12 protein-coding genes are annotated in these 17,582 nt (G+C 64.7%); all 12 read left to right on the top strand.

All coding sequences use genetic code 11. The annotated features are described in order from the left end of the window. Positions 1-7: 7 nt before the first annotated feature. The 12 genes from C2H86_RS23445 to C2H86_RS23390 all read left to right on the top strand — a co-directional run bounded on the left by C2H86_RS23445 (position 8) and on the right by C2H86_RS23390 (position 17,558). On the top strand, positions 8-751 hold the full coding sequence (locus tag C2H86_RS23445) for a glycosyltransferase family 2 protein (RefSeq protein ID WP_159410062.1): 744 nt from the start codon (positions 8-10) through the stop codon (positions 749-751). Beyond that, positions 748-1,020: a lipid-A-disaccharide synthase N-terminal domain-containing protein gene (locus tag C2H86_RS23440; protein WP_159410061.1), complete on the top strand. Its 273-nt coding sequence runs from the start codon at positions 748-750 to the stop codon at positions 1,018-1,020. Before C2H86_RS23445 ends, C2H86_RS23440 begins: the two co-directional genes overlap by 4 nt. A 3-nt stretch (positions 1,021-1,023) precedes the next feature. Next, the gene (locus tag C2H86_RS23435; RefSeq protein WP_159410060.1) at positions 1,024-2,535 is read left to right on the top strand and encodes an ArnT family glycosyltransferase; all 1,512 of its coding nucleotides are present in this window, start codon (positions 1,024-1,026) and stop codon (positions 2,533-2,535) included. Positions 2,536-2,619: 84 nt separating this feature from the next. Continuing rightward, positions 2,620-3,840, top strand: a complete 1,221-nt coding sequence (locus tag C2H86_RS23430) for a putative DNA modification/repair radical SAM protein (RefSeq protein WP_159410059.1) — start codon at positions 2,620-2,622, stop codon at positions 3,838-3,840. Next, positions 3,831-4,670, top strand: coding sequence for a TIGR03915 family putative DNA repair protein (locus tag C2H86_RS23425; RefSeq protein WP_159410058.1), 840 nt, complete (start codon positions 3,831-3,833; stop codon positions 4,668-4,670). The genes C2H86_RS23430 and C2H86_RS23425 overlap by 10 nt, the downstream gene beginning before the upstream one ends. A gap of 177 nt (positions 4,671-4,847) precedes the next feature. Then, on the top strand, positions 4,848-6,950 hold the full coding sequence (locus tag C2H86_RS23420) for a TonB-dependent siderophore receptor (RefSeq protein WP_430738603.1): 2,103 nt from the start codon (positions 4,848-4,850) through the stop codon (positions 6,948-6,950). Between the two features lie 328 nt (positions 6,951-7,278). Beyond that, positions 7,279-9,990 carry a nitrate/nitrite transporter gene (locus C2H86_RS23415; protein WP_346266727.1) on the top strand — a complete coding sequence of 904 codons (2,712 nt, stop codon included), beginning with the start codon at positions 7,279-7,281 and terminating at the stop codon, positions 9,988-9,990. A 34-nt stretch (positions 9,991-10,024) separates the two neighbouring features. Beyond that, positions 10,025-13,789, top strand: a complete 3,765-nt coding sequence (locus C2H86_RS23410) for a nitrate reductase subunit alpha (protein WP_159410055.1) — start codon at positions 10,025-10,027, stop codon at positions 13,787-13,789. Then, positions 13,786-15,342: a nitrate reductase subunit beta gene (narH, locus tag C2H86_RS23405; RefSeq protein WP_159410054.1), complete on the top strand. Its 1,557-nt coding sequence runs from the start codon at positions 13,786-13,788 to the stop codon at positions 15,340-15,342. The genes C2H86_RS23410 and narH overlap by 4 nt, the downstream gene beginning before the upstream one ends. Continuing rightward, on the top strand, positions 15,335-16,066 hold the full coding sequence (narJ, locus tag C2H86_RS23400; RefSeq protein WP_205524560.1) for a nitrate reductase molybdenum cofactor assembly chaperone: 732 nt from the start codon (positions 15,335-15,337) through the stop codon (positions 16,064-16,066). The genes narH and narJ overlap by 8 nt, the downstream gene beginning before the upstream one ends. A gap of 13 nt (positions 16,067-16,079) precedes the next feature. Continuing rightward, complete coding sequence (gene narI, locus C2H86_RS23395) at positions 16,080-16,763, top strand: respiratory nitrate reductase subunit gamma (protein WP_159410053.1); 684 nt, start codon at positions 16,080-16,082, stop codon at positions 16,761-16,763. A 12-nt stretch (positions 16,764-16,775) separates the two neighbouring features. Beyond that, a complete protein-coding gene (locus tag C2H86_RS23390) occupies positions 16,776-17,558 on the top strand; it encodes a peptidylprolyl isomerase (RefSeq protein ID WP_159410052.1) in 783 nt (260 codons plus the stop codon). The last annotated feature ends 24 nt before the right edge of the window (positions 17,559-17,582 follow it).

The raw sequence follows: 17,582 nt of genomic DNA, 5'->3' as shown, positions 1-17,582 counted from the left end.
AGCCTCAATGACTGATCCACTTGACCTCTCGCTACTGATCCCCGCCAAGAATGAGGTCGATAATCTGCCGGCATTGCTGGCGGAAATCCGCACGGCACTGGCCAATGAAAACTACGAAGTGCTGGTGGTTGACGACGGCAGCACCGACCAGACACTCAACAGGCTGCGCCAGCTCAAGCAGCAGGGCTTCACCCAGCTGCGCATCCTGCGCCACGACCGCTCGCTGGGCCAGAGCACCTCGATCTGGCATGCCGCCCAGGCTGCCCGCGGCCGCTGGCTGGCCACCCTCGACGGCGACGGGCAAAACGACCCGGCCGACATCCCCGGCATGCTCGCCCTGGTACGCGGCAACCAAGACCTCGGCGGCGGCATCAAGCTGGTCGCCGGCCACCGCGTCAACCGTCGCGATACCGCCAGCAAGCGCTGGGCCTCGCGCTTTGCCAACGGCCTGCGCAGCCGCCTGCTCAAGGACGCCACGCCAGATACCGGCTGCGGCCTGAAGCTGATCGACCGCGACGCCTTCTTGCGCTTGCCCTATTTCGACCACATGCACCGCTATATCCCGGCGCTGATCCTGCGCCACAAGGGCCGCATGCTGGTGCACCCGGTGAACCACCGCCCGCGCCATGCCGGGGTCTCCAAGTACGGCAACCTGGACCGCGCCCTGGTCGGCATTCTCGACCTGGTCGGGGTCTGGTGGCTGATCCGCCGCACGCGCCTCGACAGCCAACCCCAGGAGCTCGAAGGATGACCCGCGAAACCCTCTGGCTGATTGTCGGCTTCGCCGGTCAGGTCGTGTTCACCGGCCGCTTCGTCCTGCAGTGGCTGTACAGCGAATTCAAGAAGCGCAGCGTGATCCCGGTGGGCTTCTGGTACCTGAGCATGCTCGGCAGCGCCCTGCTGCTGATCTACGCCATCTACCGCGAAGACCCGGTGTTCATCATCGGCCAGTCGTTCGGCCTGGTGGTCTACCTGCGCAACCTGCAATTGCTTGCCCGCCACAAAGAGCAGAAGGAATAGCCCTTGCCCAGGTTCAAGACGCTCGGGGCCGAACGCCTGGCCCTGGTTGTACTCGCTGTGCTGCTGGTCGGTGCCGGTATCGGCTGGCGCCAGCCGATGAACGTCGATGAGGAGCGCTTCCTCGGCGTTGCCCTGGAAATGCTCCAGAGCGGCAACTGGTTCATCCCCCACCGCGCTGCAGAAATCTACGGCGACAAGCCACCGTTGTTCATGTGGACCGTGGCCCTGTTCAGCTACCTGACCGGCTCGCCCAAGGTCGCCCTGTACCTGCCAGGGCTGATGTCTGCGGCGACCATTACCCTGGTGCTGCATGACCTGGGGCGACGCCTGTGGACCCCGCGCATCGGTGTGATTGCCGCACTGCTGTTCCTGGCGACCTACCAGAGCTACAGCATCCTGCGCACCGGGCAGATCGACAGCTACCTGTGCCTGTGGGTAGCGCTGGGGCTCTACGGCATGGTCCGCCACCTGCTGCTCGGGCCTGCCTGGGGCTGGTTCTACCTGGCCTGCGCGGCCATGGGCCTGGGCATCATCAGCAAGGGCGTGGGGTTTGTCCCGGCGCTGATGCTGCTGCCTTATGCCTGGGCGGTGCGCAAGGGCTGGCGCGGCGTGGTGGCCTACCCCGGCCAGGGTGGGCGCTGGAGCCTGGGTTTCGTCTGGCTGCTGACAGGCTGCGCGGTATGGCTGCTGCCGCTGCTGGTCTCGATCGCCCACGGCGGCGGCGCGGCGGAACTGGCCTACCTGAAGGAAATCCTGCTGCGCCAGACCGCCAACCGCTATGCCAATGCCTGGGACCATCGCGAGCCCTTCTGGTACTTCTTCGTCAAGGTCATCCCGCAGTACTGGCTGCCCCTGATCCTGGCCTTGCCGTGGCTGGTCCCGGCCTGGCGCCGGCAGTTGCACAAACGCGATGGGCGCTTCCTGCTGCTGCTCGGCTGGGTGGCCCTGGTGCTGCTGTTCTTCAGCCTGAGCAGCGGCAAGCGCAAAATCTATATCTTCCCGGCCCTGCCGGGGCTGGTGCTGGCCATCGCCCCGCTGGTGCCGTGGATGCTCAAGCGCTGGCTGCAGCGCCGCCCCGGCTGGCACAAGGTGTTCACCGGCATTGCCGTAGCCTGGTTCTGCCTGTGGTTCGCCCGCGGCTTCGTCGAGCCGCTCAAGGAAGGCCGCAACCCGCACGAAACCTTGATGGTCGACGCCGCACGCGCCACCGGTGGCGCCGAACTGGTGCTGGTCAACTGGCGTGAAGGGCACTGGCTGTTTGCTCGTCAACCCATCGTCCACTTCGGTTTCGCCAACCAGTCCAAGCCGGAAACGGCCGTGTATTGGCTACGCCGAAACCCTTCGGCCTTCGCCCTGATCCCGGAAACGGAGCTGGGCCGTTGCTTCAACGCCGACAAGGCCCACCGGCTGGGCGATACCTCGCGTGCCGAGTGGTACGTGGTCGGTGCCGATGCCGACAACGGCCAGTGCCAGCCCTCAGCACCGGCGCGGGTCTATCACTTCGTCTGGTCCTGAGACCTGCACCTCTCAGCCCTTAGCACTTGCAATTGGGGAAGTCTCTAAATACTGTATGAATATTCAGTATCGCGAGACATCCCCATGCAGCTCATCGCCAAACTCGGCATTCTCGCCGATGCCGCCAAGTACGATGCCTCATGCGCCAGCAGCGGCGCGCCGAAACGCAGCTCGCGTGGCAGCGATGGCCTGGGCGCAACCGATGGCATGGGTATCTGCCACAGCTACACCCCCGATGGCCGCTGCGTGTCGCTGCTCAAGGTGTTGCTGACCAACTTCTGTTTGTATGACTGCCAGTACTGTGTCAACCGCCGTTCCAGCAACGTGCCGCGCGCCCGCTTCAGCCCCGAGGAAGTGGTGCGCCTGACCCTGGACTTCTACCGGCGCAACTGCATCAGCGGCCTGTTCCTCAGCTCCGGGATCATCCGCTCGGCCGACTACACCATGGAGCAGCTGATCCGAGTGGCGCGCCTGCTGCGTGAAGAACACAACTTCCGTGGCTACATCCACCTCAAGACCATCCCCGACGCCGACCCGCTGCTGATCGAAGAAGCCGGGCGCCTGGCCGACCGCCTCAGCGTCAACATCGAGTTGCCCACCGATGCCAGCCTCAAGCGCCTGGCCCCGGAAAAGCAGGCGCATACCATCCGCCAGGCCATGGGCGTGATCCATCAGGGCCAGCAGGCCGTGGCCGGTGAACCGAAAGCACCGCGCTTCACCCCGGCCGGGCAGAGCACCCAGGTGATCGTCGGCGCCGATGCCACCGACGACAGCACCCTGCTGCGCAATGCCGAGTCGCTGTATCAGGGCTATGGGCTCAAGCGCGTGTACTACTCGGCCTTCAGCCCGATACCCGACAGCCCTGGCAGCGTGCCGCTGGCCGCCCCGCCGCTGCTGCGCGAACACCGCCTGTACCAGGCCGACTTCCTGCTGCGTGGCTATGGCTACAAGGCCGGTGAACTGCTCGGCGACGCCGGCAACCTGGCACTGGACATCGACCCGAAGCTGGCCTGGGCGCTGGCCAACCGCGAGGTGTTTCCGCTGGATGTGAACCGCGCCGAGCCGGCGCTGCTGGCGCGCATTCCCGGCATTGGCCTGCGCAGCGTGCAACGGCTGGTGGCCCTGCGCCGCGAGCGGCGGGTGCGCTACGACGACCTGATCCAGCTGCGCTGCGTGCTGGAAAAAGCGCGGCCGTTCATCGTCACCAGCGATTACCGCCCCGCCGATGGCGAGCTGCGCAGTGGCTTGCTCAGGGCACGCCTGCGCGAACCTCAGGCGCCGCAGCAGATGGGGTTGTGGGGGTGATTGCGCTCGATTGCGATGACCAGTTCGGCACCTGGCGCAACCAGGCCCGAACCCTGCTCGGTCACGGTATCGACCCCGCCGACGTGACCTGGGCGCAAGGCCCGATCCAGGACCTGCTGGCCATGCCCACACCTTTGCCCGAAGGCCCTGGCCCGTTTCGCGCCAAGGTGCCTGCCGCGTTGCTGACGCAACTGGAGCAGGCGGCCCGCTACCGCGGCGAGCAACGCTGGAACCTGCTGTATGAAGTGCTCTGGCGGGTGGCCCACGGCGACCGCACCGCCATGCTGGCCGGTGACCGGCTGGGCAGTGAATTGCAGCGGCGCATCAAGCAAGTCAGCCGTGAAGCGCACCACCTGCATGCGTTCGTGCGCTTCGTGCCGCTGCCAGAGGCGCTGGCCGAACAGTTGCAGCTGGACCTGGTGGCCTATCACGATCCTGCTCACGACATCCTGGAAAGCGCCAGCGCGCACTTCGCCGACCGGCTGGGGCGCCAGCGCTGGCTCATCGCAACGCCGAAGGATGGCATTCGCTTCGACGGCCAGGCATTCGAATATCACCGCCATTGCCCGGACGATTGGCGGCAATGGGCACACAATGCCGACGACCCCGGTGCCGAGCTGTGGCGTACCTATTACCGGCACACCTTCAACCCGGCCCGGCTCAACCCCGACGCCCTGCGCCTGCACATGCCGGGGCGCTTCTGGCGGCACTTGCCGGAGGGCATGCTGATTCCGCAACTGGAAGGCCTGGCGCGGCAAGGCAAGCAGCGCGACGGGCAGGCGCCGGAAGTGGCCAGCCAGCGCGGCAAGAAGATCACCCGCTCCGGGTAATTTGTGAAAATTTTGTAATGGATTCGGTATACCACCTTCCCAAGGTGCGACACATCCTGACAAACTTACTGCTAATCGTTCTCATATACACTTACATTAGCAGTTGTCAGGAGCCCACCCTACATGTTGTCGCCTCTCGCGCACACGCGCCCCCTCGCCGCTCGTAACCTGCTCGCCATGGCCGTCTACATGGCAATCGCCACTCCCGCACTGGCTGAAGACGCCCCAACCACACTGGAACTGGGCGCCACTGAAATCAGCTCCGACGCGCTGGGCAGCACCACCGAGGGCTCGGGCTCTTACACCACCGGTTCCATGTCCACTGCCACCAAGCTGCCGCTGAGCATGCGTGAAACGCCCCAGGCGGTGACCGTAATCACCCGCCAACGCATGGACGACCAGGCCATGACCAGCATCAACGACGTGGTCAAGGCCACGCCTGGCCTGTTCCTCGACTACTCCAACGGCCCGGGCCGGCAAAGCTACTCGGCACGCGGGTTCGACATCGACAACCTGATGTACGACGGCATCCCCAGCGGCTACACCGGCTGGGTGGTCGGTGCCCAGCCGAACCTGGCGATGTTCGACCGGGTCGAGGTGGTGCGCGGCGCCACCGGCCTGGTCACCGGTGCCGGCAATCCGTCGGCCGCGATCAACCTGGTGCGCAAGCGCCCGCTGGCCGAACAGAAGGTCACCCTGACCGGCGCCGCTGGCAGCTGGGACGACTACCGCGGCGAGGTCGATGCGTCCAGCCCGCTCAATGACAGCGGCACCTTGCGTGGGCGTGTGGTGGCGTCCTATCGTGATGCCAACAGCTACATCGATGACGTCGAGGAAGACCACGGCCTGTTCTATGCGGTGACCGAGGCGGACCTGTCCGATGACACCAGCCTGATGCTCGGTTTCTCCCACCAGAAGGACAAGACCAACTACTTCTGGGGCGCCATGCCCACTGCCCTCGATGGCCATCACATGGGCTTCTCGCGCTCCTATAACCCGGGCACCGACTGGGAGAACAAGGACCAGGAGATCGATACCGTGTTCGCCGAGCTGCGCCATCGCCTGGCCAACGATTGGAAACTGCAGCTCAACGCCAACTACGCACAACAGCAAGCCACGTTCACCGGTTCCTATCAGTCACGCTGGGCTGGCTTGCAGGCGCCGTTGTCACGCACGGTGTACCAGTCGAAACATCAGGAAAACCAGGCCGGGCTTGACGGCTTCGTCAGCGGCCCGTTCGAGCTGTTCGGGCGCAGCCACGAGCTGGTGGTGGGCGCGAGCAAGCGCATTTACGACATGGACACGCGCAACTACAGCCCGTACGACACCAACTGGCCACTCAACGGCGGCAAGCCGGACTTCGTGCACACCGGCAACCAGCGTGAAGTCACCACCCAGGATGGCGTTTACATGACCACTCGCCTGAACCTGGCCGACCCGCTCAAGCTGATCCTCGGCGGGCGCCTGGACTGGTACGACTACGACAACCGCGATGGCGACGGCGACTACAAGGTCACCCGCAACGTCACCAAGTATGCAGGCCTGATCTACGACCTCGACGACCATCACTCGGTGTACGTGAGCTACAGCGACATCTTCACCCCGCAAAGTTCCAAGGACACGTCCGGTACTCCGGTGAAACCGATCGTTGGCAAAAACTACGAGGTCGGTATCAAGGGCGAATACTTCGGCGGCGCGCTCAACGCCAGCATCGCGCTGTTCCGCATCGACCAGGAAAACCGTGCCACCCAGGTGTTCGTCGCGGACTGCCCGCAAACCTCCTGCTACGAGGCCTCGGGCGAGGTGCGCAGCCAGGGTATCGACATGGAGCTGCAAGGTGCTCTGACACCGAACTGGCAGGTCGGCGCGGGCTACACCTATGCGCGGGCGCACACCATCAAGGACGCCGCCAACCCCGCCAACATCAACCAGCGTTTCGACACCGACACCCCGGAGCACATGTTCAAGCTGAACACGGTCTACCACTTCCAGGGCCCGCTGGAGAAGCTGCGCGTGGGTGGCAACATTTCCTGGCAGAGCCGCATCTACAACGACTTCACCGTGGCCGACGGCAGCGAGTACCGGCTGGTTCAAGGCTCCTACGCGGTCACCGACCTGATGGCCGGCTACCGGGTCAACCAGAACCTCGACCTGCAGCTCAATGCCAACAACGTGTTCGACCGCAAGTACTACTCGGCCATTGCCAGTTCGGTGGACTATGCCGGCGATACCTGGGGGGCGCCGCGTAATCTGATGTTGACGGCCAAGTACAGTTTCTGACTGTTCGCCGTCAGATCTTCAACGCCTGTGAAACCGAGCGCCGCGCGGGCGGCGCTCGGTCTCACAGGCGCTAAAAATCCACCGGCTGGCACCTTGCCGCGCAAACACCTTTCCAACCCCTGCAGCTATCAAAACTGCCAGCTTTCCAACTGCCGCCCTTCCCTCAAAGTCCCCCCACGACAACCTGCCACGGCACAGCAAACTGGCACTCTAGACAAACGCCATCTAGCCTGTACCCGGCAGCTACCCGTACACCTATAACGAGAAAGCGCAACACCAACCGTGATCCAGCTGGCGAGTGGCGTTTGCAGGGCATGATTCAGGGCGTATGAACACCCTGGCCCCGGTACGCTCTCGGCTGATGCACATCCGTCGCTCTGGCATCCCACAGGGAAGTGCTTGCATGGCCACGCATGTTTCAGCCTCCGACCAGTATCGCGCCCTCGGTCTGTCTACCCTGGCCTTCACCCTGTGCTTCGCGGTGTGGACGCTGTTCTCCATCCTCGGCCTGCAGATCAAGGACGAATTCGCCCTCTCCGATACCCAACTCGGCCTGCTGATGGCCACGCCGGTGCTGACAGGCTCCATTTCGCGCATATTCCTCGGCCTGTGGACCGACCGCTATGGCGGCCGTTGGGTGTTCGGCCTGCTGATGCTGGTGTCGGCGCTGTGCGTCTACCTGCTGACCTTCGCCAACAGCTTTGCGTTGTTGCTGCTCGCCGCGCTGGGCGTGGGCCTTGCCGGTGGCGGTTTCATCGTCGGCACCGCCTACACCGCCACCTGGTTCGAACCTGCCCGGCAAGGCACGGCGTTGGGCATATTCGGTGCCGGCAACGTCGGCGCCGGGGTGACCAACCTGGCCGCTCCCTTGCTGTTGCTGGCCCTGGGCTGGCGTGGTGCGGCACTGGTGTACGCCAGCGTACTGGCGATCATGGGCGTGCTGTTCATCCTGCTGGCAAAGAATGACCCACAGAGCGAAACGCGCCTCGCTCATCCAGTGCCATTGCGCGAACAGCTGGCCCCCCTGGCCGAACTGCGGGTGTGGCGTTTCTCGCTGTACTACTTCTTCGTCTTCGGCGGCTTCGTCGCCCTGGCCCTGTGGCTGCCGCACTACCTGATGCAGGTGTATGGCCTGGGCCTGGCCGCCGCCGGCGTGGTCGCCGCGCTGTACACCGTGCCGGCCTCGTTGTTCCGCATCCTCGGCGGCTGGCTGTCGGACCGCCACGGCGCGCGCAAGGTGATGTACTGGACCCTGGCGGTTTCGGTGCTGTGTACCTTCCTGCTCAGCTACCCACCCACCCGCTACAGCATCACCGGCGTGCGCGGCGAAATCGACTTTTCAATGAGCCTGGGCCTGCTCGGTTTCACCGCCATCATCGTCGTGCTCGGCTTCTTCATGTCCTTGGGCAAGGCGGCAGTGTTCAAGCACATCCCCACCTACTACCCACAGCACGTCGGCGTGGTCGGCGGCCTGGTGGGGATGATGGGCGGGCTCGGCGGTTTCCTGCTGCCACTCACTTTCGGCATGCTCAACGACGTGATCGGCATCTGGCAGAGCTGCTTCATGCTGTTGTTCCTGATTGCAGCAGGTGCGCTGGCCTGGATGCATTACGCGATCCGCATGGCCGAACGCGTGGAATGGGCGCAGAGCCGCGAGAGCCACGACCTGCCGGAGCTGTCCACCCCCAGCAGCTTCGTGCTGCGCGAGTGGCACCCGGAAGACCCGACATTCTGGGAGGCCACCGGCAAACGCATCGCCACCCGCAACCTGTGGATCTCGATCCCCAACCTGTTGCTGGGCTTTGCCATCTGGATGGTCTGGTCGGTGGTGGTGGCCAAGCTGCCGCTGGCCGGCTTCGACTACAGCGCCAACCAGCTGTTCTGGCTGGCCGCCCTGCCCGGCCTGTCAGGCGCCACACTGCGGATTTTCTACAGCTTCATGGTGCCGATCTTCGGTGGCCGACGCTGGACCGCGCTGTCCACGGCCTCGCTGCTGCTACCGGCGCTGTGGATCGGCTTTGCCGTGCAGAACCCGCAAACGCCCTACCTGGTGATGCTGATCCTGGCGCTGCTGTGCGGCCTGGGCGGCGGCAACTTCTCGTCTAGCATGGCCAACATCTCGTTCTTCTTCCCCAAGCAGGCCAAGGGCGGCGCCATGGGGCTGAATGCCGGCCTGGGTAACCTGGGCGTCAGCGTGATGCAATTCCTGGTACCGCTGGTGATCACTGCCGGCGTGTTCGGCAGCCTCGGGGGCGAGCCGCAGAGCACCGCACAAGGCACGCCGCTGTGGCTGCAGAACGCCGGTTTCATCTGGGTGCCGTTCATCATCGCCGCTGCCGTGGCGGCCTGGTTCGGCATGAACGACATCGCCAGCGCCAAGTCGTCGTTCAGCGACCAGATGGCGATCTTCAAGCGCAAGCATACCTGGCTGATGAGCGTGCTCTATACCGGCACCTTCGGCAGCTTCATCGGCTTCTCGGCAGGCTTCCCGCTGCTGGCCGGGCACCTGTTTCCGGACGTCGACATCCTCAAGTTCGCCTTCCTCGGCCCGCTGATCGGAGCCCTCTCCCGCGCCTTCTCGGGTGGCCTGGCCGACCGTTTCGGCGGTGGGCGCATCAGCCTGTGGGTATACGTGGCGATGGCCGCCTGCGTGGCCGGGGTGCTGTTCTTCATCGCGACCGGCAGCTTCTGGGGCTTCCTGGCGATGTTCCTGCTGCTGTTCTTGTTCTCCGGTGTCGGCAACGCCAGCACCACGCAGATGATCCCGGCGATCTTCCGCATCCAGACACCGCGCCTGTTCCCCAACCTGCCGGCCGAGCAACAGGCGCTGACCAGCGAGAAGGAGTCCGCCGCCGCCGTGGGCTTCATCTCGGCGGTGGCCGCCTATGGCGGGTTCTTCATTCCCAAGTCATTCGGCAGCGCGTTCGACCTTACCGGTGGGCCGGAGTGGGCGCTGTACGGTTTCATCGTGTTCTACCTGCTGTGCATCGTCCTGACCTGGTTCTACTACACCCGGGGCAACGCCGAAGTCCGCTGCTAACCGTCACCGCTGCTAAACGTCACGGAGCAAAACCATGAGTTTCTTCATCGACCGCCTCCGCTACCTGGTAAAACGCCCGCCCGAGTTCGCCGACGGCCATGGAGAAACCCGCGACGAAAGCCGCGCCTGGGAGGACGGCTACCGCCAGCGCTGGCAGTACGACAAGATCGCCCGCTCCACCCACGGGGTGAACTGCACAGGCTCCTGCAGCTGGAAGGTCTATGTGAAGAACGGCCTGGTGACCTGGGAAACCCAGCAGACCGACTACCCGCGCACCCGCCCCGACCTGCCCAACCACGAACCGCGCGGCTGCCCGCGTGGGGCCAGTTATTCCTGGTACCTGTACAGCGCCAACCGGCTCAAGTATCCACTGGTACGCAAGGCGCTGATCCAGCTGTGGCGTGCGGCGCTGGCAGCGCAGCCCGACCCGGTGCTGGCCTGGGCCAGCATCGTCGAAGACCCGGCCAAGGCCCGCCAGTACAAATCGATCCGCGGCCGTGGCGGTTTCGTGCGCAGCGACTGGGACGAACTGCAGACGCTGGTCGCTGCGGCCAACGTGTACACCGTCAAGCAATATGGCCCCGACCGCGTCACTGGCTTTTCGCCGATCCCGGCCATGTCGATGGTCAGCTACGCTGCCGGCACCCGTTACCTGTCACTGATCGGCGGGGTGTGCCTGTCGTTCTACGACTGGTACTGCGACCTGCCGCCGGCTTCGCCGCAAGTGTGGGGTGAGCAGACCGACGTGCCCGAGTCGGCCGACTGGTACAACTCCGGCTACATCATCGCCTGGGGCTCGAACGTACCGCAGACCCGCACCCCCGACGCGCACTTCTTCACCGAGGTGCGCTACAAGGGCACCAAGACCATCGCCATCACCCCCGACTACGCCGAAATCGCCAAGCTCTGCGACGAATGGATGAGCGCCAAGCAAGGCACCGATGCGGCCCTGGCGATCGCCATGGGCCACGTGATCTTCAAGGAGTTCCACCTCGATAACCCCAGTGCCTACTTCACCGACTACATCCGCCGCTATACCGACATGCCGATGCTGGTCGAGCTTGAACAACGCGAGGATGGCAAACTGGTGCCTGGCAAGCAGCTACGCGCCAGCGACTTTGCCGGCAACCTGGAGCAGGCCAACAACCCCGAATGGAAAACCATCGCCTGGGACGAACAGGGCGAGCGCCTGGTGGTGCCACGGGGCTCGATCGGTTTTCGCTGGGGCGAAACCGGCCACTGGAACCTGGAAACCGTCGAGGCCGGAGGCAGCGAAGTGCAGCTGTGCCTGTCGCTGCTGGGGCGCCACGATGAAGTGGCACGGGTGGCGTTCCCCTACTTCGGCGGTATCGAACGCGAGCACTTCGCCCATGTGCCGGTGAGTGACGTGCTGTATCACCACATCCCGGCCAAGCGCCTGACCCTCGCCGACGGCCGCGAAGTACTGGCCGTGACGGTCTTCGACCTGACTGCCGGCAACTACGGCATCGACCGTGGCCTCGCCGCCACGGTTGGCGGCAGCGGCACGGACGACGGCGCCAGCGCCTACGACCAGCTCAAGCCCTATACCCCGGCCTGGCAACAGGCGATCACCGGGGTCAAGGCCGAGCAGATGATCCGCATCGCCCGCGAATTCGCCGACAACGCCAACAAGACCCACGGCCGCTCCATGATCATCGTCGGTGCCGGGATGAACCACTGGTACCACATGGACATGAACTACCGCGGGCTGATCAACATGCTGATCCTCTGCGGCTGCGTGGGCAAAAGCGGGGGCGGCTGGTCGCACTATGTCGGCCAGGAAAAACTCCGCCCGCAGACGGGCTGGACGCCCCTGGCCTTTGCCCTGGACTGGCATCGCCCGCCCCGGCACATGAACAGCACCTCGTTCTTCTACAACCACTCCAGCCAGTGGCGCTACGAGAAACTCGAGGTCAAGGAACTGCTGTCACCCCTGGCGCGCAGCGAAAACTTCAGCGGCAGCCTGGTGGACTATAACGTGCGCGCCGAGCGCATGGGCTGGCTGCCTTCGGCGCCGCAGTTGAGCATCAACCCGTTGCGCCTGGCCGCCGCCGCGCAAGCCGCCGGGCAGAGCACCGCCGACTACACCGTCAGCCAGCTCAAGAGCGGCAACCTGCGTTTCGCCAGCGAAGACCCGGACAACCCGCAGAACCACCCACGCAACCTGTTCGTCTGGCGTTCCAACCTGCTCGGCTCCTCCGGCAAGGGCCATGAATACATGCTCAAGTACCTGCTCGGCACGCGCAACGGCGTGCTCGGCAAGGACCTGGGCGAAGTCGGCGGGCACAAGCCCGAGGAAGTCGTGTGGCAGGACGATGCCATCGAAGGCAAGCTCGACCTGGTGGTGACCCTGGACTTTCGCATGTCCACCACCTGCCTTTACTCCGACGTGGTGCTGCCCACCGCCACCTGGTACGAAAAGGACGACCTCAACACCTCCGACATGCACCCGTTCATCCACCCGCTCACCGCCGCCACCGACCCGGCCTGGGAAGCGCGCAGCGACTGGCAGATCTACGATGGCATCGCCCAGGCCTTCGCCCGCGTGTGCGTCGGCCATCTGGGCGAAGAGACCGACCTGGTCACCCTGCCCCTGCAGCACGACAGCCCCGGCGAACTGGCCCAGCCCGAGGTGCGCGACTGGAAAAAGGGCGAGTGCGAGGCCATCCCCGGCAAGACCATGCCCTCGCTCATCGAGGTCAAGCGCAACTACCCCGAAACCTACGAGCGCTTCAGCTCGGTCGGGCCGTTGCTCGACAGCCTCGGCAACGGCGGCAAGGGCATCGCCTGGAAGACCGAGGAGGAAGTCGACCTGCTCGGCCAGCTCAACTATCACAAGCACGAAGGCTCGGCAGCCGGGCGGCCGAAGCTGGCCTCGGCCCTGGATGCTGCGGAAATGATCCTCACCCTGGCCCCCGAAACCAATGGCCACGTGGCGGTCAAGGCCTGGGAAGCGCTGTCCAGGGTCACCGGCCGCGACCACAGCCACCTGGCCCGGCGCAAGGAAGAAGAAAAGATCCGCTTCCGCGACCTGGTCGCGCAGCCGCGCAAGATCATCTCCAGCCCCACCTGGTCAGGCCTTGAAGACGAGCACGTGAGCTACAACGCCTGCTACACCAACGTCCACGAATTGATCCCCTGGCGCACGCTGACCGGGCGCCAGCAGTTCTATCAGGACCACCCGTGGATGCGGGCGTTCGGCGAGAGCCTGATGGTGTACCGCCCGCCTATCGACACCAAGGCCGCTGCCAGCGTCGCCGCGCCCAAGCCCAACGGCAACCCGGAAATCGCCCTCAACTGGCTGACCCCGCACCAGAAGTGGGGCATCCACTCCACCTACAGCGACAACCTGCTGATGCAGACCCTGTCGCGCGGCGGGCCGATCGTGTGGATCAGCGAAGACGACGCCCGGCGCATCGGCGTGGCCGACAACGACTGGATCGAGCTGTTCAACGCCAACGGCGCCATCGCCGCCCGTGCGGTGGTCAGCCAGCGCGTGCGCCCGGGCATGGCGATGATGTACCACGCTCAGGAGCGCATCGTGAACATCCCCGGTTCCGAGGTCACCGGCACCCGCGGCGGCATCCACAACTCGGTGACCCGCGTGTGCCCCAAGCCGACCCACATGATCGGCGGCTACGCCCAGCTTTCGTATGGCTTCAACTACTACGGGACGGTGGGTTCGAACCGCGACGAGTTCGTCATCGTGCGCAAGATGCACCGGGTCGACTGGCTCGACGGTGAAGGCAACGACTATAAGCAGGAGACCGTAAAATGAAGATCCGTTCCCAGGTCGGCATGGTCCTCAACCTCGACAAGTGCATCGGCTGCCATACCTGTTCGGTCACCTGCAAGAACGTCTGGACCAGCCGCGAGGGCGTCGAGTACGCCTGGTTCAACAACGTCGAGACCAAGCCCGGCATCGGCTACCCCAAGGAGTGGGAAAACCAGAAAAAGTGGAAAGGCGGCTGGATACGTAATGCCGACGGTTCGATCAACCCCGGCATCGGCGGCAAGTGGCGGGTGCTGGCGAACATCTTCGCCAACCCCGACCTGCCGGAGATCGACGACTACTACGAGCCCTTCACCTTCGACTACGAACACCTGCACACGGCCAAGAGCGGCGACCACCAACCGGTGGCGCGGCCGCGCTCGCTGATCTCCGGCCAGCGCATGAAAAAGATCGAGTGGGGGCCCAACTGGGAGGAACTGCTCGGCAGCGAATTCGCCAAGCGCCGCCGCGACGTGAACTTCGACCAGGTCCAGGCCGACATCTACGGCCAGTTCGAAAACACCTTCATGATGTACCTGCCGCGCCTGTGCGAGCACTGCCTGAACCCGGCCTGCGTCGCCTCCTGCCCCAGCGGTGCGATCTACAAGCGCGAAGAAGACGGCATCGTGCTGATCGACCAGGACAAGTGCCGCGGCTGGCGCATGTGCGTCAGCGGCTGCCCCTACAAGAAGATCTACTACAACTGGAAGAGCGGCAAATCCGAGAAGTGCATCTTCTGCTACCCACGCATCGAGACCGGCCAGCCGACCGTGTGCTCCGAGACCTGCGTGGGGCGCATCCGCTACCTGGGTGTGCTGCTGTACGACGCCGACCGTATCGAAGAAGTCGCCGCCTCGGCCGATGACCGTGACCTCTATCATCGCCAGTGCGACATCTTCCTCGACCCGCACGACCCGGCGGTGATCGCCCAGGCGCGCAAGGACGGTATCGACGACAGCGTGATCAGCGCCGCCCAGGCCTCGCCGGTGTACAAGCTGGCCATCGACTGGCAACTGGCGCTGCCCTTGCACCCGGAGTACCGCACGCTGCCGATGGTGTGGTACGTGCCACCGCTGTCACCGATCCAGTCCGCCGCCGAGGCCGGCCATGTCGAGTTCGACGGCGTGCTGCCGAAGATCGAGTCGCTGCGCATTCCCGTGCGCTACCTGGCCAACATGCTCACCGCCGGCGAAGAAGCACCGGTGGTGCTGGCCCTCAAGCGGCTGATGGCGATGCGCGTGTACATGCGTGCCAAGCATGTCGACGGCACCTTGAACACTGCCGTGCTCGACCAGGTCGGCCTGAGCCAGCAACAGGTCGAGGACATGTACCGCTACCTGGCCATCGCCAACTACGAAGACCGCTTCGTCATCCCCACCGGCCACCGCGAGCGCATACCGGACGTGTACGCCGAGCGCAGTGGCTGTGGCTTCACCTTTGGCGATGGCTGCAACGGCGGGCGCAACGAGCTGAGCCTGTTCGGTGGGCGCAAGCAGACCACCACGCTGGTCAAGCCGGTGCAGACCTTCGACCCGCTGGAGGACAGCCGCCGTGAGTGAGTGCCTGCTGAGCCTGCGCGTGCTGGCGCGCCTGCTGGATTACCCCAGCGCCGAGTTGCTGGCCGCAAGCCCCGAGCTGATCACGCTGATCGAGCGTGAAACGCGATGGCCACCGCCCCTGCGCGCCAGCCTTGCGCAATGGTGTCGGGAACTTGCCGAGAGCGATTTGCTCGACCTTGAAGAGGCCTACGTCGAGATGTTCGACCGTGGCCGCGCCGTCTCGCTGCTGTTGTTCGAGCATGTGCACGGTGAGTCCCGTGACCGTGGCCAGGCGATGGTCAACCTGCTGGCGGAATATTCGGCGGCGGGCTTTACGCTGGATGCCCGCGAACTGCCGGACCACCTGCCCTTGTTCCTGGAGTATCTGTCCACCCGTGAAGAGGCCGAGATCGGTCAGTGGCTGGGCGAGATCGAGCCGATCCTGGCGCTGCTTGGCGCCCGCCTGGAAGAACGTGACAGCCGCTACGCCCTGGTGCCCCGCGCTCTGCTTACGCTGATTGGTGCCAGCGACAGCATCGCCGCCCAGCGACCGGTTGCCAACGCGGAACCGGCCGACAACACACCGCAGGCGCTGGATGCGGTGTGGGAAGAAGAAGCGGTGCGTTTCGAGGCGAAGTCCGCCCAGGACTGCAGCCTGCAATCGGCCGAAGGCCGGCGCCTGGCCGAGCGCAAGTACGAGGCCATTCCCCAGGTCATCCAGGTCATGCCGCCCAGCGGCCAATGAACGGAGGTGCATCATGTTCGAGGAATACCTGCTCCATCTGGTCTACGGCTACTACCCCTACCTGGCCGGCACCGTGTTCCTGCTCGGCAGCCTGTTCCGCTACGACCACGGCCAGTACACCTGGAAAACCGGGTCCAGCCAGATGCTGTCGAGCAAGCACATGCGCCTGGCCAGCAATCTGTTCCATATCGGCATCCTGATCATCTTCTTCGGCCACCTGTTCGGCCTGCTGACCCCGCACTGGGTATACGGGCCATTCCTCTCCGCCGGCCACAAGCAGCTGCTGGCCATCGTCATCGGCGGTTTCGCCGGTGTGCTGTGCGTGATCGGCGGCGCCATGCTGCTCTGGCGCCGGCTGTTCAACCCGCGGGTGCGCGCCTCGTCGAGCCTGATGGACAACGCCATCATCTTCCTGCTGCTGTTGCAGGCCTGCCTGGGGCTGGTGACGATCTTCTTCTCCTATGGCCACCTCGACGGCACCATGATGCTGACCCTGGCCAACTGGGCGCAGGCGATCGTGCTGTTCAGCGGCGATGCCGCGAATTACCTGAACGATGCACCGATCATTTTCAAGCTTCATATCTTCCTGGGCCTGACCATCATTCTGCTGTTCCCCTTCACCCGGCTGGTGCATGTGTGGAGCATTCCCCTGGGGTATCTGGGGCGCAACTACCAGATCGTTCGGCGGCGTGGCTGAGGAGTAGCGAGCATGGAAAGAATTGCGGTCGAAAACCTGCCCGACGGCCCAGCAGTGGTGATCCGCGTGGGCGATACGTTGCTCAGCGAGGCTGACATTGCCAAGGAAACGCCTTTTCACCCCTCAGCCTCGCTGCTCGAAGCCCAACGCAGCGCCGCCCGTGCGTTGGTGATACGTGAGCTGCTCAACCAGCGTGCGGCGATGCTGGGGCTGCAGACCGGGGATGAAGGCACGGCCCGCTTGCTTGAAAACGAGCTGAACGTGCCGCAGGTGAACGCCGCCGACAGCCTTCGCTATTTCGACAGCCATCGCGAACGCTTCTGCGAACCGGCGCGGATGAAAGTGCGGCATATACTGCTGCCTGCGGCGCCCGAAGATGCCCGCGCGCGGGATGCCCACTACCGCCTGGGCGAGCAGCTGCTGAAGGAACTGGGTGAACACCCGGAGCGCTTTACCGAGCTGGCCCAGCGTCATTCGGCCTGCCCTTCGAAAGACCAGGGTGGCGAGCTGGGCTGGCTGAGTTCGGGGCAGACCGTGGCCGAGCTGGACCAAGTGCTGCAGCGCTTGCCGGTGGGCATGCACGACCGGCCGCTGGCATCGCGGTATGGCTGGCATGTGCTATGCGTCGATGAACGGGTCGAGCGCAGGCAGTTGCCTTATCGGCAGGTTGCCGAGCGGGTGGCGCAGTGTTTGCGTGAAGAGGCCACACGGCGGGCCCTGCGGGAATACCTGCTGGCGCTGCAAGCGGAATTCGGGGTCGAGGGGTTCAGCCTTGAGGAGCCTGGTTCTTCGTAACCTGCACTGGCCCTTTCGCGGGCT

The organism is Pseudomonas putida, from assembly GCF_009883635.2.
Classification (GTDB): domain Bacteria; phylum Pseudomonadota; class Gammaproteobacteria; order Pseudomonadales; family Pseudomonadaceae; genus Aquipseudomonas; species Aquipseudomonas putida_W.
This window is presented reverse-complemented; position numbering and strand designations above follow the sequence as displayed.